Annotated in this window: 24 protein-coding genes; 13 read left to right on the top strand and 11 right to left on the bottom strand. The window is 69.9% G+C overall.

The annotated features are described in order from the left end of the window. Positions 1–274 precede the first annotated feature (274 nt). Positions 275–925, top strand: coding sequence for a hypothetical protein (locus tag DI005_RS06550; protein WP_113641546.1), 651 nt, complete (start codon positions 275–277; stop codon positions 923–925). A 206-nt stretch (positions 926–1131) separates the two neighbouring features. Here the strand turns inward: DI005_RS06550 and DI005_RS06545 are convergent, their stop codons facing one another. The 3 genes from DI005_RS06545 to DI005_RS06535 are packed head-to-tail and all read right to left on the bottom strand — an operon-like array spanning position 1132 to position 1949. Next, positions 1132–1368: a hypothetical protein gene (locus tag DI005_RS06545; protein ID WP_147263827.1), complete on the bottom strand. Its 237-nt coding sequence runs from the start codon at positions 1366–1368 to the stop codon at positions 1132–1134. 12 nt (positions 1369–1380) lie between these two features. Continuing rightward, positions 1381–1641 carry a type II toxin-antitoxin system RelE/ParE family toxin gene (locus DI005_RS06540; protein ID WP_113641544.1) on the bottom strand — a complete coding sequence of 87 codons (261 nt, stop codon included), beginning with the start codon at positions 1639–1641 and terminating at the stop codon, positions 1381–1383. Next, on the bottom strand, positions 1638–1949 hold the full coding sequence (locus DI005_RS06535; RefSeq protein WP_113641543.1) for a type II toxin-antitoxin system Phd/YefM family antitoxin: 312 nt from the start codon (positions 1947–1949) through the stop codon (positions 1638–1640). The genes DI005_RS06540 and DI005_RS06535 overlap by 4 nt, the downstream gene beginning before the upstream one ends. A gap of 211 nt (positions 1950–2160) precedes the next feature. Here DI005_RS06535 and DI005_RS06530 point away from each other — a divergent pair, with 211 nt between their 5' ends. The 3 genes from DI005_RS06530 to DI005_RS06520 all read left to right on the top strand — a co-directional run bounded on the left by DI005_RS06530 (position 2161) and on the right by DI005_RS06520 (position 4708). Then, positions 2161–3309, top strand: a complete 1149-nt coding sequence (locus tag DI005_RS06530) for a tyrosine-type recombinase/integrase (RefSeq protein WP_113641542.1) — start codon at positions 2161–2163, stop codon at positions 3307–3309. Continuing rightward, complete coding sequence (locus tag DI005_RS06525; protein WP_113641541.1) at positions 3306–3719, top strand: hypothetical protein; 414 nt, start codon at positions 3306–3308, stop codon at positions 3717–3719. The genes DI005_RS06530 and DI005_RS06525 overlap by 4 nt, the downstream gene beginning before the upstream one ends. Positions 3720–4054: 335 nt before the next feature. After that, positions 4055–4708, top strand: a complete 654-nt coding sequence (locus tag DI005_RS06520; protein WP_113641540.1) for a hypothetical protein — start codon at positions 4055–4057, stop codon at positions 4706–4708. Positions 4709–5015: 307 nt separating this feature from the next. Here DI005_RS06520 and DI005_RS06515 read toward each other — a convergent pair whose 3' ends face one another. After that, on the bottom strand, positions 5016–5291 hold the full coding sequence (locus tag DI005_RS06515) for a hypothetical protein (RefSeq protein WP_113641539.1): 276 nt from the start codon (positions 5289–5291) through the stop codon (positions 5016–5018). 464 nt (positions 5292–5755) lie between these two features. On the opposite strand from DI005_RS06515, the gene DI005_RS06510 reads away from it, so the two are divergent. After that, on the top strand, positions 5756–8842 hold the full coding sequence (locus DI005_RS06510; protein ID WP_113641538.1) for a Tn3 family transposase: 3087 nt from the start codon (positions 5756–5758) through the stop codon (positions 8840–8842). 18 nt (positions 8843–8860) lie between these two features. Here DI005_RS06510 and DI005_RS06505 read toward each other — a convergent pair whose 3' ends face one another. Further along, the gene (locus DI005_RS06505; RefSeq protein WP_233520016.1) at positions 8861–9481 is read right to left on the bottom strand and encodes a class I SAM-dependent methyltransferase; all 621 of its coding nucleotides are present in this window, start codon (positions 9479–9481) and stop codon (positions 8861–8863) included. Positions 9482–9525: 44 nt separating this feature from the next. Here DI005_RS06505 and DI005_RS06500 point away from each other — a divergent pair, with 44 nt between their 5' ends. Further along, entirely contained in the window at positions 9526–9924 is a 399-nt protein-coding gene (locus tag DI005_RS06500) for a helix-turn-helix transcriptional regulator (RefSeq protein WP_028847156.1), read from the top strand. Beyond that, on the top strand, positions 9921–11891 hold the full coding sequence (locus DI005_RS06495; RefSeq protein WP_015786295.1) for a cation-translocating P-type ATPase: 1971 nt from the start codon (positions 9921–9923) through the stop codon (positions 11889–11891). The genes DI005_RS06500 and DI005_RS06495 overlap by 4 nt, the downstream gene beginning before the upstream one ends. Positions 11892–11932: 41 nt before the next feature. Here the strand turns inward: DI005_RS06495 and DI005_RS38860 are convergent, their stop codons facing one another. Beyond that, entirely contained in the window at positions 11933–12907 is a 975-nt protein-coding gene (locus DI005_RS38860; protein WP_015786296.1) for a site-specific integrase, read from the bottom strand. A 271-nt stretch (positions 12908–13178) separates the two neighbouring features. On the opposite strand from DI005_RS38860, the gene DI005_RS06485 reads away from it, so the two are divergent. From DI005_RS06485 to DI005_RS06460, 6 genes are all read left to right on the top strand, one after another. Next, complete coding sequence (locus DI005_RS06485; protein WP_113641537.1) at positions 13179–13760, top strand: RNA polymerase sigma factor; 582 nt, start codon at positions 13179–13181, stop codon at positions 13758–13760. A 2-nt stretch (positions 13761–13762) separates the two neighbouring features. Next, complete coding sequence (locus DI005_RS06480; RefSeq protein ID WP_147263826.1) at positions 13763–13975, top strand: hypothetical protein; 213 nt, start codon at positions 13763–13765, stop codon at positions 13973–13975. Between the two features lie 32 nt (positions 13976–14007). Continuing rightward, the gene (locus tag DI005_RS06475) at positions 14008–14382 is read left to right on the top strand and encodes a hypothetical protein (RefSeq protein WP_113641535.1); all 375 of its coding nucleotides are present in this window, start codon (positions 14008–14010) and stop codon (positions 14380–14382) included. Between the two features lie 96 nt (positions 14383–14478). Beyond that, a complete protein-coding gene (locus DI005_RS06470) occupies positions 14479–14703 on the top strand; it encodes a hypothetical protein (RefSeq protein ID WP_113641534.1) in 225 nt (74 codons plus the stop codon). A 54-nt stretch (positions 14704–14757) separates the two neighbouring features. Next, a complete protein-coding gene (locus DI005_RS06465; RefSeq protein ID WP_113641533.1) occupies positions 14758–15396 on the top strand; it encodes a hypothetical protein in 639 nt (212 codons plus the stop codon). A 116-nt stretch (positions 15397–15512) separates the two neighbouring features. Continuing rightward, positions 15513–15704, top strand: a complete 192-nt coding sequence (locus DI005_RS06460; RefSeq protein ID WP_113641532.1) for a hypothetical protein — start codon at positions 15513–15515, stop codon at positions 15702–15704. Positions 15705–15744: 40 nt separating this feature from the next. Here DI005_RS06460 and DI005_RS06455 read toward each other — a convergent pair whose 3' ends face one another. The 5 genes from DI005_RS06455 to DI005_RS06440 are packed head-to-tail and all read right to left on the bottom strand — an operon-like array spanning position 15745 to position 18758. Further along, entirely contained in the window at positions 15745–16332 is a 588-nt protein-coding gene (locus tag DI005_RS06455; protein WP_113641531.1) for a recombinase family protein, read from the bottom strand. Then, entirely contained in the window at positions 16332–17363 is a 1032-nt protein-coding gene (locus DI005_RS06450) for a DNA adenine methylase (protein ID WP_233520015.1), read from the bottom strand. The genes DI005_RS06455 and DI005_RS06450 overlap by 1 nt, the downstream gene beginning before the upstream one ends. Next, on the bottom strand, positions 17360–18172 hold the full coding sequence (locus tag DI005_RS38465; RefSeq protein WP_199542556.1) for a hypothetical protein: 813 nt from the start codon (positions 18170–18172) through the stop codon (positions 17360–17362). Before DI005_RS38465 ends, DI005_RS06450 begins: the two co-directional genes overlap by 4 nt. Beyond that, a complete protein-coding gene (locus DI005_RS06445) occupies positions 18169–18408 on the bottom strand; it encodes a hypothetical protein (RefSeq protein ID WP_113641529.1) in 240 nt (79 codons plus the stop codon). Before DI005_RS06445 ends, DI005_RS38465 begins: the two co-directional genes overlap by 4 nt. Continuing rightward, on the bottom strand, positions 18405–18758 hold the full coding sequence (locus tag DI005_RS06440) for a hypothetical protein (protein WP_113641528.1): 354 nt from the start codon (positions 18756–18758) through the stop codon (positions 18405–18407). The genes DI005_RS06445 and DI005_RS06440 overlap by 4 nt, the downstream gene beginning before the upstream one ends. Positions 18759–18850 lie beyond the last annotated feature (92 nt).

The following is an 18850-nucleotide window of genomic DNA, read 5'->3' as shown; positions in this document are numbered from 1 at the left end:
CCCTCCCACATCTAGTGCGAAGTTCGCAACAGGATACGGCTAGCGTAACGAGTTGCGGCTGGAGTGCTGATGGGGCTGAGCGAACCGGAGGTGTTGTTCCCCTGCGGACGCGCGAATGCGATGGGTCGGCGCGCAAATAGAAAGGCACCGCCCAGGGGGCGGTGCCTTTCGAGGTCGTAACCGCAGCGGTGTGGCCCACCCTCGAGGAGGGTCACCAGGGACCGTTCAGCGGTCTTCGCTGAATAGGATAGCCGACGTGTCTGGGGGCCATCAAATGAGCGCGGCGGTGCTGGGCGTGATGAGCCCTCCGCGCATGGCGAATTATCTCGCATGGTGTGGCGGAGACCGGTCGCGCGCACTGGAGCTGTACGGGTGGAACTCTCTGGCCAGCGCTGCGTATTGGGAGACTCTCGGGCACGCGGAGGTGGCCCTGCGCAACGCCCTCGCTGCCCGTCTCAAGGCTCGTCATCAAAGCCTGGGGCGCCGGGGCTCATGGCTCGACGACCCGCACCGCGAGCTCGCGCCACAAGCAGCCAAGGACATCGCGCAGGCTCGGCGGCGCGTCCAGCAGAAACGCAAACCCGCCAGCGATGGGCAAACGATCTCTGAGCTGTCCTTCGGGTTCTGGCGCTTCCTTCTGGCCAAGCAGTACAACACCACCCTTTGGCCCGACATCGCCTCCGGCTTCCCGAACGCGCCGAACCGTGCTCGAGTCACCGTCGAGCGGCCCGTCGTGCGCCTGCACGACTTCCGCAACCGGCTGGCGCACCACGAGCCCATCTGGAATAAGGAACTCGCGGCCCGGCAGCAGGACATCTACGACCTGCTGGCGTATCTCGACCCCCACCTGCACAGCTGGGTCACCAAGCGGTGCCGCATCTCGTCTGTGCTCGTGGCGTGTCCGGTTGCGCGACCGCACCCGTGACGACTCGTGGTGGGCCGTGTGGAAGCCGGGCGCCCCGGACCGGTGCGACCCCGTGCCGTGGCGCCTCGCGCGCGTGGTCAGGTCAGTCGGCAGACGCCGGCGAGGCCGGGGGCGGGCGTCGGTAAAGGCAGGATTCGCTGAGCACTAGGGGAAATGCTGCTCGATGACGTCGGTGATGTCCGGGCTGATTCCTTTCGGCTGTGGCGTCAGGAGTTGAGGCTGGCGTCGTAGGCGTCGAACACCGCCCAGGGGGCCAACCCCGCGAGCGGGCTGCACTCGTCGAGGTGGGCTTGATGCCACGCGAGGCTGATGCTCCCCAGCGTGTCGGCATCACGAAAGAACTTCCGCACCACCTGACGGTCGGCGTCAGACAGATCTCCCCAGTCGGGCACACGAGTGATGTGGCTGCGGGCAACATCGTTCGGGGGTCCGGTCTCGGGCATGGCCGGTAGCTCCTATCGGTAGATCTCGCGGCGGTGCCCGACGTCGATGACGGTCACGAGCAGCACCTGGTCGTGGATCTCGTAGACGATGCGGTAGTCCTTGGCGGCGCGGACGCGCCAGGCGTTGTCGGCGCCGGCGAGTTTCTTGCAGCCCGGTGGGCGGGGCTCGTCGGCGAGGGCTTCGATGGCGGCGAGGACGCGCCGCCGCACGGGCTTGTCGAGGCTGGTGACGACCTTGGCCGCGCGGCGGGCGATCTCCACCTTGTACGTCATGCGCGGCCCTCGGCTTCGGCGACGAGCCGGTCGAGGGAGATCACCTCGTCCTCTCCCTTCTCGATGCGCTCGTGGGCTTCGCGGGCGCGGGCGGACCAGTACTCGTCCTCGCGGCGTTCGGCGTCCTCGGCGACGTCGGCGGGTACGAGGGCGCCGACGCGCTTGCCGCCGCGCAGTAGGTAGATCGTTTCGCCGTCGTCGACGGCATCGAGCAGCTGGGACCACTTGTTACGGGCGTCCGAGACGTTGATCTCGTACGGCTGCTCGTGATTGCGCTGTCCGGGTAGTTCGTGTGCTTCTGCTGACATAAGAGCATCGTACAAGTCGTGCGACTATGCGCAAGAGGCCAACTCCGCTTGCCGCCACTCCCCTGGTCCCGATAAGTTCTCTTATAGGTACCGAATCGGCGGACGCGCGACGACGCCGATTCGCCAGGAATCCACACTGGGGGAACCGCAATTGGTTGACTCTTCACTGACCGTTCCGTACGAGTCAGCACCTACGAACAACACCGACCAGTTGCCCGCACCGGCTTGGTGGGACGAGCTGATCGACCTGACCGTCCGTTGGCTCGTCGGCGGCTACCGCTCCGACAACACCCGCACCACCTACGCCACGACCCTCGGCGTTCCGCGCGAACGCCAGATCTGGCGCACCGCCCAGCCGCGCCACCCGCGGCCGCCACTCGCGCACGCCTTCCTCGTCTGGGCGGCCCGCTACGACATCGACCCCATCGATGGCATGGACCTCGACATGATCCGCGCCTGGATCACCTACGCCCGCGCCCACGGCGACAGCCCCAAGACGCTCGGCACCCGCGTCGGCGCGGTGTGCTCCTGGTACCGCGAGCTCCGCAAGCGCGAGCGCACCAGCTTCAACCCTGGTGACCTGCTCGACCGGCAGGAGCGCTCGAACCTCGCCATCTCCAACCCCGCCCCGGCGTCGCCGACCGTGCCGCTCACGATGGCTCAGGTCCGCGCGTTGCGGGTCGCGGCTGAGCTGGACGCCGGCACCCTGCGGCTGCGAAACATCGCTGTCGTCGCGGTGCTCGCGGCGACCGGCATCCGCGCCGAGGAGCTGTGCGCGCTCACCCGCGCGGACGTGCACCGCAGCGGCCCGGACGGCAGACCCGCGCTCTGGATCGACGGCAAGGGAGCGAAGCGCAGGTGGGTCCGGCTACCGCGCGCCGAACTGGAGGCCATCGATGCCTACCTCGCGGCTCGTGACGCCGTCGACGTCGGCACCGAGCTCACCGTCGCCGGACAGGTCAGCAGCCGACAGCGCGGCAGTGAGCGGGTGTTCCTGTCCAGCGCGGGAGGCCCGCTCACGCCGCATGTGGTGACCCAGCTGCTTCAGTACCTGTGCCGGAGCCTGCGGCGCGACCGCTCGACCTCGTCCACGGTGCGCTCGGCGGCCGCGGAACTCCGGCCGCTGGTCGACACCATCCACCCCCACCAGTTCCGGCACTTCTACGCCGTCGAGGCCGTCCGGCACGGTGTTAGCGTCAAGCAGGTGCAGACCGACCTCGGCCACGCCACCCTGCACACCACCCAGCGCTACCTCGAATCGCTCGGCGCGCTGTCCAACTCCGGCGCGGTGGTCGTGTCGGACCTGATGCACGCCGGCGAGCACCTGACACTGCTCCCATCACCCAAGGAGGAGCCATGAGCCAGGGCTGGCGCGCCGAGCACAAGCGGCGCGAGGCGCTCGCCGACGCCGAGCACCGCAAGCTCGACGAGCGCTTCGCCGTCTCCCAGGCGGAAAACGTCGTCGCCGCGGCCCGCTCGGCCGAGCTGCTGGACCAGCAGAAGACGGCCCGCCGCCGCGTCTCCGCCGCGCGAGGCAGGCTGACCAAGGCGAAGAAGGACGGCGGCGCCGAGAAGATCCGGGCGGCGAGGCAGCAGCTGGAGCAGGCCGAACGCGACTTCGACCAGGCGTCCGACACGGCGATCCGCGAGACGCTGAAAATCAGCCAGGCACGAAACGCCGAGCTAGACGGCCACTTCCGGCAGATGAAGCGGGCGTGGAGCGCCAGTGACGCGGTGATCGAGAACCTGCGTGCCCCACGCGATGACTGACTGCCCGCTCCGGACCGGGATTCTGCCGTGTAACGCGTCGGAGCCAAGCTACGATTGAGAGTGCATGTTCCCCGCTTCTGCGGGGTTGACCCGCAGGCAACGCTCACGAACGGCGTTCGGTGGGTGTTTTCCCCGCTTCAGCGGGGCAGAAGACAGGCCCCGCTCCCAGCGACCCCCAATCTGGGAGCGGGGCCTGTTTCGTTAGGGCGTGCAGGTCAGCCGCGCCGTTCCCCTCCGACTCACCGTGCACGGATGCCCGCTGGTGGACGGCGAGCGCTCTACCGTGGTGGTTCTGTCCCTCTGTACCGCTAGAGGGCTAGCGTCGAGGAGCGCCCTTGATACCTGATCTTCCGGCCAATCCGCTGTCGGTCGAGCTGACGTTGCGCCATCGGCGGCTGTGGTGGCACACGGAGGACCAGGACGAGGACCCCGAGTGCTGGGATGTGTCCGCGGACGTCTGGCGGCTCGACGTCTGCCCGGACGACCAGCGGCACGTGGGTGACATCGCGTTCATGGCCGCCGACCTGTTCCGGGATAGGGATCTGCTGGAGGCCGCCGCGCTGGGGCAGTGGGTGCAGGACTTCCACGTCCAGGCGGTGTCACCGGAGGAGCAGCGCTTGCACCCGGAGCTGGCCGAGCGGATCGGGCCGGGGCCCGAGCGGTTCGTGATCGTCCAGCGGGTGGAGATCTCCGAGGACTGGCGGGGACACGGCATGGGTGCGGCGTTGCTGGCCGGCGCGCTGCGTTCGATGGCGCGTTCCGCCCGGCTGGCCGTGTGCCGTCCTGCGCCCTCGGACTTCGCCGACAAGGGCGGGGACGCGCTGGCCGCCGAGCTCGACACCGCGCGCGCGAACGCGGCGCTCGCCCGTATCGGTTTCTGGTGGTGGCGTGACGTGCAGGTTGTCGACCTCAGGGCCCGGGCTTTGCTCGACGCGCGCAAGGATCTGACGCGCTGGTGGCCCGAGGACGGCCCCGACGCGAGGGCGTGAGCATGGTTCGACCACAACGCCGGCGTGGCTTCAAAGGTCACATCGGGACATCAATGACGCGGACCCCGCAGCGCCGCTCGGGGAAGCGGGCGGAGTTCAACGACCAGGTGTGCCCACGCTGCTACTCGGTTCCGAAGCAACCGTGTCGTGCGGTCAAGTCGAAGCCAGGAGCCTCCGTGCTGAAGCTGGGCGGGATTCTGCCGGAGATGCACCCTGAACGCGTGCAGAGATCGGCGGCGTCGTAGTCGTAGTCGATGCCGAACAACGACATCGTCTGGTCGTTCTCGCGCAGCCCGCCAACCCCTTCTCAAGAAGCAGCGCGCTGCTTCCGGCCTAGCACCGACAGCGCGGCTGCGACGTCGCGATACGGGGCGCCGGAGCCGCCGGGACAGACGTGCATGCCGATCTCGTGCGCGACGCGGGGAAGATCACGCCCTCGGTCGCGGGTGATGGACACGGAGCCTTTCCCCGCCACGGTGTCGAGAAGGCCGATCACCTCGCCGGCGTTGACGCCGCACTCGACTGCGACCTGCATGATCCGCTCGGCGGCCTGCTGCGGGTCGGCGCTGCGCTCGACTGCCATCTCTGCCTGCTCTCCTCGCTCAGCCCTCCGATTCTGTCTCGGGACACCGACAAAACCCGGTGTCCAGCACGTTGACCTGCGGTGGTGTCCACCACTCAGCCCGGCGTGGGGCGTGCTCGCGCGTCAGACGTCGGGTCGCGCGTTGTCGGTCTCCGTGTTCACGCTGGCCTTCCTGCCTGCTCGAATGGCACATCGATTTCGTTTCGCGCCGAGCCCGCGTACATTCGGAAAGTGGCCCTGCTCCCGGTAACCCCCAGGCCGGTCGAGCGGGGCCGCTTTCGCGCCGCTGCGGACTGTTCCCGCTACGCGACCAGCCTGATGTCGGGGCGTGAGGAACATCGGAACGGAAACTGGCGCTAAGCCTCCAATGCCCCGATCCGCTCGTTGACGGCCTTGATCGTTTTGCTGAAGCTTCGCTGCGGTTCCGCCGCAGTGGGTGGATGTAGATCTGAAAGGCCAGTGAGTTGCCAGTTGAGTTCCTGTCCGATGAGCAGGCTGCGGCCTACGGCCGGTTGCCCGAGGTGTTGTCGCGGGCAGAGTTGGAGCGGTTCTTTTTCCTCGACGACGTCGACCGGGGCCTGGTGGAGGCCAAGCGGCGCGATTACAACAAGCTCGGGTTCGCGCTCCAGCTCGTGACGGTGCGCAACGTCGGGGCGTTCCTCGATGACCCGCTGGACGTGCCGGTCGAGCTGGTCGACTATCTCGCCGAGCAGCTCGGAATCGTGGACTCGTCGTGCGTGAAGTCCTACGGCGAGCGGGAGAAGACCCGCTTCGAGCACGTCTGGGAGCTGCGCCAGGCCGGTGGCTGGCACGAGTTTTCGGTGGTGGAGAACGAGCTCGGCGAGTGGATCGAGGCCCGCGCCTGGACCACCGGAGACGGGCCGAAGGCGCTGTTCGACGTCGCGGTCTCATGGCTGCGAGAGCGCAAGGTGCTGCTGCCAGGCGTGACCCGGCTGGTCCGGCTGGTCGCCGCCCGGCGAGAGGCGGCGAACCGGCGGTTGTGGGAGACGCTGTGTGATCTGCTTGACGACGAGCAGCGCGCCGCGCTGGATGGGTTGTTGGAGGTGCCGGAGGGGCACCGGAATTCGCGGTTGGACACGCTGCGGCGGCCGCCGGTGCGGGTGTCGGGTCCGGCGATGGTCGATGCCCTTCAGCGCGCGTCGGAGATCCTCGGGTTGGGGTTCGTCGAGGTGGACACTGAGGTGGTGCCGCCGCGCCGGTTGGCGGAGTTGTCGCGGTATGGGGTGCAGGGCAAGGCCAGTTTGCTGCGTCGTCACGGTGATTCCCGGCGGGCGGCGACGCTGTTGGCCACGGTGGTCTACCTGCAAACTCGGGCAGTCGATGACGCCCTGGATCTGCTGGATGTGCTGATCGCCTCGAAGCTGCTGGCGCGGGCGGAGCGGGAATCGGCCAAGGAGAAGCTGCGCACCCTGCCCAAGCTGGGCAAGGCGTCGGCGAAGCTTGCGGCCGCGCTGGGGGTGTTGCTGGAGGTGACCGGCGCGCACGATGGCCTGGCCGAGCAGGCCGCCGACGACGGCGACACCATCGAGCCGGTCAGTTTGGCGCAGGTGTGGGCCGAGATCGAGGCCGTGGTGCCCCGCGCCGAGCTGGCCGAGGCTCTGGTCGCGGTGGTGGAGCTCGCGGGGCCGCTGGACTCGGATGCGGATGAGGCGTGGCGGGCGGAGTTGGTGAAGCGGTTCGTCACGGTGCGGCCGTTCCTGCCGTTGTTGTGTGAGGTGATCCGCTTCGGCGCCGCGCCCGAAGGGCGTCAGGTGCTGGCGGCGTTGCGGGGTCTGCCTCGGTTGTGGGGCGGCGGCCGCAACAAGGTCGCCCGCTCCGAGATCGACGAGCAGCTGCTGATCGGCTCGTGGCGCAGGTTGGTGCTGCACGCCCCGGAGCTGGAGCCAGGGACGATCGATTGGCGGGCTTACACCTTCTGTGTGCTGGAGCAGTTCCACCGCTGTTTGCGGCGTCGGGACATCTTCGCGGTCAACTCCAGTAAGTGGGGCGACCCGCGCGCCAAGCTCCTCGCCGGCAGTGCGTGGACCACCGCGAAGCCGGTGGTGCTGTCCAGTCTCGGACTGCCACCCGACCCGAACGAGCACCTCGACGAGTGCGCCGAGCTGTTGGACGCCACCTTCCGCGAAGTCACAGCGGGACTGCCGGAGAACACCGCGGTGCGCTTCGACGAGGACGGCCGCCTGCACCTCTCAGCGCTGCCAGCGGAGGCGGAGCCGCCGAGCCTGGCCAACCTGCGGGCGCTGACCAACCGGATGCTGCCCCGCGTCGACCTTCCGGAGGTGTTGCTGGAGGTCTTCTCCTGGACCGGCGCCGACCAGGCGTTCACCTCGATCACCGGCGGCGAAGCCCGCCTGGCCGACCTGCACATCACCATCGCCGCGCTACTGGTGTCCGAGTCCTGCAACATCGGCTGGACTCCAGTGATCAAGCACAGCGTGCCGGCGTTGACGCGGGATCGTCTGGCGCACGTGGACGCGACCTACCTGCGGATGGACACCCTCAAAGCCGCCAACACCTTCCTGATCGAGCACCAGGCCCGCATCGGCCTTGCTCAGGTGTGGGGCGGCGGGCACGTGGCCAGTGTCGACGGGATGCGGTTCGTCGTGCCGGTGCAGACCATCAATGCCCGCCACAACCCGCACTACTGGGGCCAGAAACGGGGCGCGACCTGGCTGAACATGGTCAACGATCAGGCCGCCGGGCTCGCCGGGAAGGTCGTGGCGGGCACCCCACGCGACTCCCTGCACGTGCTGGACGTGCTGTATGACCGCGACGGCGGGCAGAAACCGCAGATGATCGTCACTGACACCGCCTCCTACTCCGACATCGTCTTCGGGCTGCTCACTCTCGCCGGGTACACCTACGCCCCGCAGTTGGCCGACCTGCCCGATCAGAAGCTGTGGCGCATCGACACCCGCGCCGACTACGGGCCCTTCACCACAGCGGCTCGCGGCCGCATTGATCTCGACCGGATCCGGCGGCACTGGGAGGACATCCTGCGCGTGGTCGCCTCGATCCACACCGGTGCCGTCCGCGCTCACGACGTGATCCGGATGCTGTCCCGCGACGGCCACCCCACCCCGTTGGGTGAGGCGATCGCGCACTACGGCCGGATCCACAAGACGCTGCACGTGCTGCGGATGGTCGACGACACCGGCTACCGCCGCGACATCAAAGCCCAGGCCAACCTCCAGGAAGGCCGCCACGCCTTGGCCCGGCGGATCTTCCACGGCCAGCGCGGCGAACTACGCCAGCGCTACTACGAAGGCATGGAAGACCAACTCGGCGCCCTGGGCCTCGTCCTCAACGCGATCGTGCTGTTCACCACCCGCTACCTGGATGCCGCCATCACCGAACTCCGTGCCGGCGGCTACGAAGTCCACGACGAAGACGCGGCCCGGCTCTCGCCGTTCGTACGCCACCACATCAACATGCTCGGCCGGTATTCGTTCCTGCTCCCCGCCGATCTGGCCCAGGGCCTGCGGCCGCTGCGTGATCCGTCCGAGCCCGACGAGGACAACGAACGGTGACACCCCGCTCGGGGTGGCTTAGGGCCGGTAGGTGGCCACCCCGAGCACGTACCGGCCGCGGCGGCGGGTCAGGTACTGCTGGTCGACGACGAGATGGTGGCGTGCCAGCTCGGAGAGGAATTCCTCGGCGGTGAAGCGGTTCTCGGCCGGGTGGTCGAACAGCAGCCGGTAGGTAGGGGTGGCCAGGGCCAGGGCGGTGACTTCGTCGAAGTAGAACCGCCCGCCCGGGGTGAGGACGCGGGCGATCTCGGCCAGGGCGTCGGGCCAATGGGGGATGTGGTGGATGATCGCGAAGTCGAACACCGCGTCGTAGCGGGAGAGGGGCTCGCCCAGCGTGGTGTGCAGGTCGGTGGCGCTGCCCTGGGCGAGGCGGACCCGCTGGCCGTAGCGGCGGGTCAGGCGCCGCCGGGCCCGGGTGATCATCGCGGGGTCCAGGTCGATCGCGTCGACGTGGCCGGCGCCGAAACGGTCCAGGATCAGCTGGGTGCCGTAGCCCGGCCCGCAGCCCAGCTCCAGCACCCGCGCCCCGGGTGGCAGCGGCCCGCCGAGCCGGCGCATCCACGGCACCTCGTAGTAGCGCTGCAACCACCGCCGGGGCGGGGAGTTGACCAGCGCGGTCTCGACCCGGTTCATCAACATCACAACACCTCGATTGCATCGTCCCATATTGCTATTATCGGGTTATGACGATGAATAGCATGGAGGGGTGCCTGGCGTCGAGCCCGCCGGGCGCGAACCTGGATCCGGCTGTGGCGTTGTTTCACAGCCTGTCGGACGCCACGCGGTTGGCGATCGTGCAGCGCCTGGCCGGCGGGGAGGCCCGGGTCGCCGATCTGATCGCCGAGCTGGGGCTGGCGCAGTCGACGGTGTCGGCGCACGTGGCGTGCCTGCGGGACTGCGGGCTGGTCGTGGGGCGCCCGCAGGGGCGGCAGGTGTTCTACAGCCTGGCCCGCCCGGAGCTGATGGACCTGCTGGCCTCGGCTGAGACGCTGCTGGCCGCGACCGGCAACGCGGTGGCGCTGTGCCCGACCTACGGCACCGACACCACCGGTGATACCGAGAACGGGGAGGTCGTGCGGTGAGCGACGCCTGCGGCTGCGGCAGCGACGAGCCCCGCACCGGCGAGGAAGAAGAGCGCGAGCCGGAACGGCTCTGGCAGGTCAGCGAACTGCGCTTCGCCGCGATCGCCGGGGTGCTGCTGCTGGCCGGATACGCGGTGGAGTGGGCCGGGGCGGGCTCCACACTGGCGCTGGCCCTGAAGGCGCTGGCCTTGGTCGCCGGGGCCTACACCTTCGTGCCCTCCACGCTGAAGCGACTGGCCCAGGGCAAGATCGGGGTCGGCACCCTGATGACCATCGCCGCGGTCGGCGCGGTGATCCTGGGTGAGGTCGGCGAGGCCGCGATGCTGGCCTTCCTCTACTCCATCAGCGAGGGCCTGGAGGAATACTCCCTGGCCCGCACCCGCCGCGGGCTGCGGGCGCTGCTGTCCCTGGTCCCCGAGGAAACCACGGTGCTGCGCAACGGCAGCGAGACCGTGGTGGCCCCGTCCGAGTTGCGGGTCGGGGACCGGATGCTGGTCAAGCCCGGGGAGCGCATCGCCACCGACGGCGTGATCCGCACCGGCCGCACCGCGCTGGACGTCTCCGCGATCACCGGCGAGTCCGTGCCGGTCGAAGCGGGCCCCGGCAGTGAGGTGTTCGCCGGGTCGATCAACGGCACCGGGGTGCTGGAGGTCGAGGTCACCACGACCTCCGAGGACAACTCACTAGCGCGGATCGTGCGGATCGTGGAGGCCGAGCAGTCCCGCAAGGGCGCCAGCCAGCGCCTGGCCGACCGCATCGCCAAACCCCTGGTGCCCGGCGTCATGATCGCCGCCGCGCTCATCGCCGGAATCGGCAGCCTCCTCGGCGACCCGACCACCTGGATCGAACGCGCCCTGGTCGTGCTCGTGGCCGCCTCACCCTGCGCGCTGGCGATCTCCATCCCCGTCACCGTCGTCGCCGCCATCGGTGCCGCGAGCAAGCACGGTGTGCTGGTCAAGGGCGGCGCCGCGCTGGAGGCCCTCGGCCGCGTGCGGGGGGTGGCGCTGGACAAGACCGGCACCCTGACCCGCAACCAGCCCGCCGTGGTCGACGTCGCCACCACCGACGGGACCCCGCGCGAGCGGGTGCTCGAGCTGGCCGCGGCGTTGGAGGCCCGCAGCGAACACCCCCTGGCCCGCGCGATCCTCGCCGCCGTCGACGGCGAGACGATCACCCCCGCGGCCGACGTGGAGGCGGTCACCGGCGCCGGGCTGACCGGCCAGCTCGACGGCCGCCCGGTGCGGCTGGGCCGCCCCGGCTGGCTGGAAGCCGGGCCGCTGGCCGCCGAGGTGCAGCGCATGCAGCAGGCCGGGTCCACCGCCGTGCTCGTCGAGGACGACGGCCGCGTGATCGGCGCGATCGCCGTGCGCGACGAACTGCGCCCCGAAGCCGCCGAGGTCATCACCCGGCTGTGCTCCGGCGGCTACCACGTCGCCATGCTCACCGGCGACAACCACGCCACCGCCACCGCCCTGGCCGCCGAAGCCGGTATCGACACCGTGCACGCCGAACTCCGCCCGGAGGACAAGGCCCGCATCATCAGCGAACTGGGCGACCGGCGATCGATGGCGATGGTCGGTGACGGTGTCAACGACGCCCCCGCCCTGGCCACCGCCGACCTGGGCATCGCCATGGGCGCCATGGGCACCGACGTCGCGATCGAAACCGCCGACGTCGCCCTCATGGGCGAAGACCTGCGGCACCTGCCCCACACCCTCGACCACGCCCGCCGCGCCCGACGGATCATGCTGCAAAACGTCGGACTCTCCCTCGGGTTGATCATCGCTTTGATGCCGCTGGCGCTGTTCGGCGTCCTCGGCCTGGCCGCGGTGGTGCTGGTGCACGAGGTGGCCGAGGTCGTGGTCATCGCCAACGGGGTGCGCGCCGGCCGCGCCAAGCCGCTGCCCACACTGCCCGGCGGCAAGCCTGTGGCGGAGCGGCCCGCGACAGTGGGGGCCTCGGCGTAACCCGCAGCGAAACCCCGACGGTAGGGGCGGCCCGGCGGCCCCTACCGTCGGCTGTCGCCGGGCGCCAACAGGCTGGTGATCTCGGCGAGCGCCTGGTCGGAGGGTTTGAAGTACCGGCGCAGGTTCTCCGGCTTCCTATGCCGGGACTTCGCCATCAGCAGCAACAGGCTCGCTCCGGCCTCGCCGAGGTGCGTCAACGCGGAGTGGCGGAGCTCGTGCAGGTCCCAGCCCGTTCCTGGTCCCTGGAGTGCGGTGTGGGCATCCAGCAGAGCACGGGCCTGCCCGTAGGACAGCCGGGCCAGCCCGCTGTCCGGACACACATCACGGGGGCTGAGGACCTTGCACGGGCCGGGGTGGCGGTGAGTGACAAACACCGGGCCCCGGCTGCGGCCCTTGAGCAGGCGCGGCAACAACCGGGCGGTGCCGGCATCCCAGTAGACGGTCTCTAACATGAAATCCGCGCGCCCCTGGCCCCGCCGACGGGCCCGGGCCGCACCCTTGGCCTTGACCGGGCAGCGGCGCCCGGCCAGGTCGAGATCCTCGATGTTGATGCCGAGGATCTCCTCGGCGCGCGCGGCGCTCTCGTAGAGCATCCGGTACAGCGTCTTCTCCCGCAGGCCCACCTCCCGGTGTGCGATCAGCCGGTCGATCGCCAGGCGAGACCGGACTGGGGTTTGCGAGTCCGGCACCGTCATCCGCTTGGTCCACCCCGGAACGCTCGGAGCATCGTGGCCACGTTCCCGGCACCAAGCCAACCACGACAACACCGCGGCGCGGCGGGCGTTCCACGTGTTGACCGCCGCGCCGCCCCACAGCAGTTCCAGCGCCTCACCGACCTCGTCATCGGCCACCGCCGCCAGCGGCCGGCGCTCGCCCAACCGGTCGGCGGTCTTGCCCACCCCGGCCCCGTAGGCACGGAACGTGTTCGGGTTGCCCAGCGAGTCGAGGAACAGCTCGGCCGCCCGACCGATGGTCAGCGCCGAGGGGTTCGTCGGCAGCGCGACGACGGTGGACACCCGCGTTCTCCCTTGCCGCAGATAACAGGGCCGCCTCACGCGCCGCCGCGGGGATGTTCCCGCAGGACATGATCAGCGATGCCGCAGATAATAGGCCGTTATCTGCGGCATGAGTTCACGAACCTGCCGAAGCCGGCGTCGCGTTGATCAGCGACCAGGGACGACGAGGGCTTAGCGCCAGTTTCCGTTCCGATGTTCCTCAAACCCCGGTCTGCCAGGCAGCGCAGCCCACGCCTTCACGTTCCACCCTCAGCACGACGAAGGGCACGTCATGACACCTGAACAGTGGCGGACGCTCGTCCTCGAAGCCCAGCACGGCGACCGTGCCGCGCTGGACAAGCTGGCCACCCAGCTCCAGCCGCAGATCGCGCGCTACTGCCAGCCACACGACCGGCTGCTGCGACGGGCCGCCGGCACCAGCGCCGAGGACCTGACCCAGGACGTGTGGGTGGGCGTGCTGGACGCACTCCCTCGCTACCGCCCCGTGCCGGGCCGGCCGTTCCTGGCCTGGGTCCATGCCATCGCGACCCGCCGGATCGCCGACGCCTTCCGCCAGAGCGCCCGGCGCCAGGCGCTGGTGTCCCTCGATGACCTGCCCGGTGAACCCGCGGCACTGTCCACTGGGGACCCCAGCCGGATCCTGGAGCATCGGGAACAGGTCAGCGTTGTGGCCACGGCGGTGCGAGCCCTGGCACCGCGCCGCCGGGACGCGCTGCTGCAGCACCTGCTCGGTGAACGCGACAGCCGCATCGCCGCCCGTTGGGGAGCGTCGGTGAGCGCGGTCCGGGTCGCCCGCCACAAGGCGATGACCCTGCTGCGCACGAGCGTCACCGACTGGGCCGGGGTGGGATGAAGATGCCCTGGCTGATCCCCATCGCGGCCGCCGGCTGGTTCCTCGCCGTGCTCGGCTTCGCACTGCTCCTGCACATCCAGGGCGCCGAGCGGCGCTCCCGTGTCCCGCGCAGCAGGGTGATTCCCCCACGGCAGCTAGCCCTGGAACAAGCCCAGTACCGAGGCGATCCGCTCGAAGAATGGCCCACCCAAGAGCTCCCCCCGATCACCGACTGAGCCGACAACCCCACTCTCAAGGAGGTCACCGCATGATGGCTCGCAAGCCAACCCGCCGGGGAATCCGCCGCCGCGCCACCCGCCACCGCCGCGGCGGCACCGTCTACCAGACCGACACCGTGCTCGACCGCGTCGCCGGCGACGTCCTGGATGACGTGCCCACCCGCGAGAGCGTGCCCAGCCAGCCGGATGCCCCAGAAGACGCCGTCCGGATGAGCAAGACCCCGAAGACCGACGCCGCCAAGGCCAAGTTCGAGCAGGCCGCCGACGACTTCAAAAAGCACGGCGGCACCGACCGCTTCAGCAAGGCATTCGAAGCCTCACGAGAGCTCGCCCGCGCCCAGCTCGCCGAAGGCACGACGCCCACCTTCCGTCGGCCGCCGACCTGGCCAACCGATCTGCGCTGACCAGCATCCGACCGACCCGTCGATGGGCGGGCCTCCCAGCACGGAGGCCCGCCCATCGCTGTGTGTGCCCCAGGACGCCCGACCGGAAGGAGTTCCTTGCTCGCCCACCTCGACCCCACCGCCCGCGTCGTCGTCATCCTCGCCGGCCTGCTGGCCCTCTACGTGCTGTCCGGGTTCATCTGGCCCTACACCGCCTGCCCGGCTTGCAACGGCGGCAAGCACCACTCGCCCACCGGCAAGAACTGGCGCAGCTGCGGGAAATGCGGCGGCTCCGGCAAGAAGGTCCGCCTGATCTCCCGCATCCTCGGCCGCGGCGACTGACCGTCCCGGCCCATCACCACCCCACCAACCAGCATCACGAGAACGGGTTTCTTCATGCGCACCAACGACTTCACCACCACCGGCAACATCGACGACGCGGCGGCCGCCACCCCGGCCCCGCCGACCGGGAAGCCGGGCTGGCCAGCCTGGGCGACGACGGCGCTGGACCAGTTGACCAAGACCCGCAAGCGGGTCTGGCGCTTCGTCACCACCGACCCGGACGGGGCCGCGACGCTGGTCGGCACCGCCCTCGGCGGCGTGCTGACCGCCGTACTCACGTTCAGCGCCCTAGCCAAGATCGTGCAGTGGCTGGTCCACGGGAACCCGGTCCACGACGTCGCCGAGCAGCTGCCCGCGCTGCGCATCGCCACCGACCCGATCGGGCACTGGCTGGCCACGCACACCGCCGGGCTGCCGCTGACCCTGCCGACCGCAGCCTGGATCTGGGGCCTGACCGGGTTCGTGCTGTTCTACGCCGCCTGCCACCGCCACCTCGGCGCACAGCTGCTGTGGCCGGCCTACGGCGCCGCCACCGCGGCGATGGCCTGGTTCGGCACCGACACCACCGCGCACCGGCCCGTGGCCGTCGGCCTGCTCGCCGCCGCCTGGAGCGTGCTGTCGCTGCTGGCCCTGCGCGGCCGCCGACGCGCCCGAGCCACCCAGCTCGCACAGCCGCTGATCAAGCGGCGCTGAGACGGATCCGGTCGTACTTCCAGCACCCGGCCCGCAGGCCAGGACGGTCCGGGTGCTGGCGGAGCCGACCGGCTCGAACCACCTGCATTCGCCACTTGCCTTGAAGGACAACACCCATGACCACACCCGCGACCGCGCACGCCGAGATCCGCTCGTTCGGCTACCTCCACAGCCCGCCCCCGCCGGCCACCATCACTGTCGACCTGCGCGAGTGTCTACGTGACCCGCACGTCGACCCCGCGCTGCGCGAATTCACTGGCCACGAAACGCCCGTGCGCTACGCCGTGCTCAACACGGGGTGCCGGTAAGGAAGCTGTCATCAGCCGCAAACGAGTAGATCGCCGCTGATCAGGGCGCTGCCTGCTGATCGTCGTGTTCGCCGAGGTTGCGGTAGAGGGTGGCGCGGGAGACGCCGAAGGCCGCTGCGACCTGGTCGACGGCCTGGCCGGCGTCGAGCGCGGCTCGGGCCGCGGCGAGCTGGTTGGTGTCGAGCTTGCGGGGTCGGCCGGGCAGCTTGCCCTTGGCCTGGGCGACCTCACGCGCGTGGGCAGCGCGTTCGCGCATGAACACCCGTTCCATGTGCGCGAACAGTGCCAGCAGCGCGACGGCGAGTTCGGCCATCGGCGAGTCGTCGGTGGTGTCGATCGGGATCGGGTCCTTCAGGGTCTTGATCCCGATGCCCTGCTCGCGCAGGTCGTGCACGACGTTGAGGCATTCGCGCAGGTTGCGGCCGAGCCGGTCCAGGTTCGTGGCGACGATCGTGTCCCCGGAGCGGGCGTAGCGCAGCAGCTCGGTGAAGCCGGCCCGGTCGAGGGTGGCGCCGGTCTTCTTGTCGGCGTAGATCCGCTCGTCGGGGATGCCGTGCTTGCCCAGCGCATCGAGCTGGCGTTCGAGGTCCTGATGTGTGGTCGAGACGCGGGCGTAGCCGAGTTCCATCACGCCACCGTCCCGGCCTGACCGGTGCCGCGGGCATGGCGGTGCGCTCGGACCCGGCACGCGGTGGAGCAGTAGGTGCGGCGCCGGCCGGTCGCGGGTTGGCGGATGACCCGGCCGCAGTCCGGTGCGGGACAACGGGTTTCGTTACATTCGGCGGCGCTTTTGGTGTCCTCGTTACGAAACTCGGTGAGGGTGAACAGGTCGGCCGTCGCGTCGGCTGTGTCGGCGGCCCGGAGTGGACGGTTGGACCACAGCACTTCGGTGCGGTGGTGCCAGGTTCCGCCCTGGCTGGTCGCCGCGGGAAGTTCGTGCCGGTACCAGTCGGCGTACAGGTCGCGGTCGTAGAGGTCGCTGGCGTAGCCGGACAGCACCACCGTGGCGGTGCAGGCGTGCAGGGCCTCGGCGAGCGCGCGGTGCTCGGTGTCGGTCTGCATCTCGTGGCGGTAGTTGTGCCCGTTGCGGGCCTCGGCGAGGTAGGGCGGGTCGACGTAGAGCAGGGTGCGGCGCCTGCTCCCGTAGGCGGCGATCACGTCCAGCGCGGGGCGGCATTCCAGCGACACTGAGGACAACCGGGTGGCCACGGCGTCCAGCCGCGCGACGTACCCGGCCAGCCGGCCGGGCATCGAGACGTTCGCGTGGTCGGCGGTGTCGAACCGCCAGCCGGTGTTGCGCAGCGTCCCGGTGCGCCCCTGGGTCAGGCACACCCACACCCGGCGAGCGCGTTCGACTTCGGGCAGATCGGCAGGGCGATGCCGGGCCAGGTCACGTTCAGCTCGCGAGTGCGGCGTGAACGTGCACGCCCGCGCCAACTCCTTCGGATGGTCGCGCAGTACGCGCCAGAACAGCATCAGGTCCCCGTCGAGATCGTTCACCGTCTCCAGCCGGGCCGGCTGCTTCGCGAGCAGCACCGCCAGGCTGCCGGCGAACGGCTCCACGTAGTGGCTGTGCTCGGGCAGCAGCGCCGCGATCCGCTCGGCCAACTTGCTCTTGCCGCCGTAGTAGACGAACGGCGGCCGCAGTCCAGCGGTCACCGCGTGCCGCCCTGGTTCTTCGCGCGGTTGGCGAGACGTTCGGCGGCGAGCCGGGCACCGGTCTCGGTCAGCGACCAGTTCTGTTCCGCGGCGGGACCAGGAGGTCCGTCCTTCTCGACCCATCCGGCTTCTTTCAGCCGCCACAGGGTGCGGGACGCTTTCCACCCGGTCCCGCTGTGCCGGGCGACCATCTCGCCGGTGATCTGCTCACCTGGCCGGTCCAACAGCACCGTCAAGACCGCGGCAACGTCGCGGGTGACGCGGAACGCCGACGGGCTGGGCTCCACATACAGTTCCCGGTCCGGCTGTTGCGGGTCGAACGTCGCGTTGTACGTGGTGCCGGACTCGGTGACCAGGGCCGTGATGCGTTCTCGTTCGGCCCGTAGCACCGGGTCGTTCCACGGCGCCCGGTCCAGGTCGGCCGCGTTGAGCCGCAGGTAGGTCGCGTCGACGCTGTTGAGCCGCCAGCGTGCCCATGCCAGCAGCGCGGCACGCCGGGCTTCCCATGCGGACTCGGCTGGTTCGAACTCGCCGTCGAACTCGGCGTCGGTGAGCCTGCGCACGACCTGCCGATCGTGTCCGTCCTCGCCGGGGCGGGTCTCGACCACCACCCACGGATGCCCGTAGTGCGGCAGCAGCATCGTCCATCCGTCCGGGACCGACGGCTTGATCCGGCGGCTGGTGCGCCGGACCGGGACCAGCCGGTGGATCCGGCAGAAGCCCTCCCACTCCGCCGTCGCCGCGTCCGCGCGGTCAGCCTCCGGCCATCGAGCGGCCGCCACGGTCCGCGGCTTCGTCCGGTACCTCACCGCGACCGCCTCTCCTCGGGCCAGCTCATTACCAGGTACCGGAGGTCGTCGTGGCGGTGGATCGCCGCGTCCGGGAACGTGCGCTCGAGGATGGCGGCGATGTCGGCCAGTGCCGTGCAGCGGTCGATCACGGTCTGCCGGTGGCTGTGCGTCACGCTGCTGGTGACGCGGGCGGTCAGCCCGGCCGAGCGCAGAGCCGACTTCACCGAGCTGGTGCAGGAGCGGGCGGTGATCACGAGCCCACCTCCTCGCCGCTCGGGCACGGCGTGCCGGCGGCGATGAACACGCGGGCCTCCGGCCAGATCCGGGCCGGGTGGTCGCACCGGATGCACCATGCCTGCTCGTCGGTCTCGTTCGCGACGAAGACGTGGCCGTCGGTGCGGGCCAGTTCGACCCGAAGGAACTCGTTGCCGGTGATCGTGGCGCTGAAGACGTCGTACATATCGAACGGTTCGCGGTTGACGGGCTTGGGGCAGTAGCCGTACTCCGCGGCGCGCATCTGGTCGTGCCAGCGGCTTGCCCGTTCCCGGTCGGCGTCCTGAGTGGCGGCGATTCGCGGATCGGTGACGGCGGCTTTGGTGATCATGCCTTCCTCGCTTCCCTCCGGGTTGTCTCATAAGTTTACCATGTGACCAGGTTTCGAGACGGAGTTTCGACGTTAGATTTTGAGACGGCGTG

Origin of the sequence: Prauserella sp. PE36, from assembly GCF_003311655.1 — a bacterium.
Taxonomy (GTDB): Bacteria; Actinomycetota; Actinomycetes; order Mycobacteriales; family Pseudonocardiaceae; genus Prauserella_A; species Prauserella_A endophytica.
Note: the sequence above shows the minus strand (reverse complement) of the source record. Positions and strands in the feature narration are given on the sequence as shown.

Bases quoted from the DNA above. Each gene is read 5' to 3' on its own strand.
- DI005_RS06550 (WP_113641546.1), top strand. From the start codon at position 275: ATGAGCGCGGCGGTGCTGGGCGTGATGAGCCCTCCGCGCATGGCGAAT.
- DI005_RS06545 (WP_147263827.1), bottom strand. From the start codon at position 1,368: ATGCCCGAGACCGGACCCCCGAACGATGTTGCCCGCAGCCACATCACT.
- DI005_RS06540 (WP_113641544.1), bottom strand. From the start codon at position 1,641: ATGACGTACAAGGTGGAGATCGCCCGCCGCGCGGCCAAGGTCGTCACC.
- DI005_RS06535 (WP_113641543.1), bottom strand. From the start codon at position 1,949: ATGTCAGCAGAAGCACACGAACTACCCGGACAGCGCAATCACGAGCAG.
- DI005_RS06525 (WP_113641541.1), top strand. From the start codon at position 3,306: ATGAGCCAGGGCTGGCGCGCCGAGCACAAGCGGCGCGAGGCGCTCGCC.
- DI005_RS06515 (WP_113641539.1), bottom strand. From the start codon at position 5,291: ATGGCAGTCGAGCGCAGCGCCGACCCGCAGCAGGCCGCCGAGCGGATC.
- DI005_RS06505 (WP_233520016.1), bottom strand. From the start codon at position 9,481: ATGTTGATGAACCGGGTCGAGACCGCGCTGGTCAACTCCCCGCCCCGG.
- DI005_RS06500 (WP_028847156.1), top strand. From the start codon at position 9,526: ATGACGATGAATAGCATGGAGGGGTGCCTGGCGTCGAGCCCGCCGGGC.
- DI005_RS06485 (WP_113641537.1), top strand. From the start codon at position 13,179: ATGACACCTGAACAGTGGCGGACGCTCGTCCTCGAAGCCCAGCACGGC.
- DI005_RS06480 (WP_147263826.1), top strand. From the start codon at position 13,763: ATGCCCTGGCTGATCCCCATCGCGGCCGCCGGCTGGTTCCTCGCCGTG.
- DI005_RS06475 (WP_113641535.1), top strand. From the start codon at position 14,008: ATGATGGCTCGCAAGCCAACCCGCCGGGGAATCCGCCGCCGCGCCACC.
- DI005_RS06465 (WP_113641533.1), top strand. From the start codon at position 14,758: ATGCGCACCAACGACTTCACCACCACCGGCAACATCGACGACGCGGCG.
- DI005_RS06460 (WP_113641532.1), top strand. From the start codon at position 15,513: ATGACCACACCCGCGACCGCGCACGCCGAGATCCGCTCGTTCGGCTAC.
- DI005_RS06455 (WP_113641531.1), bottom strand. From the start codon at position 16,332: ATGGAACTCGGCTACGCCCGCGTCTCGACCACACATCAGGACCTCGAA.
- DI005_RS06440 (WP_113641528.1), bottom strand. From the start codon at position 18,758: ATGATCACCAAAGCCGCCGTCACCGATCCGCGAATCGCCGCCACTCAG.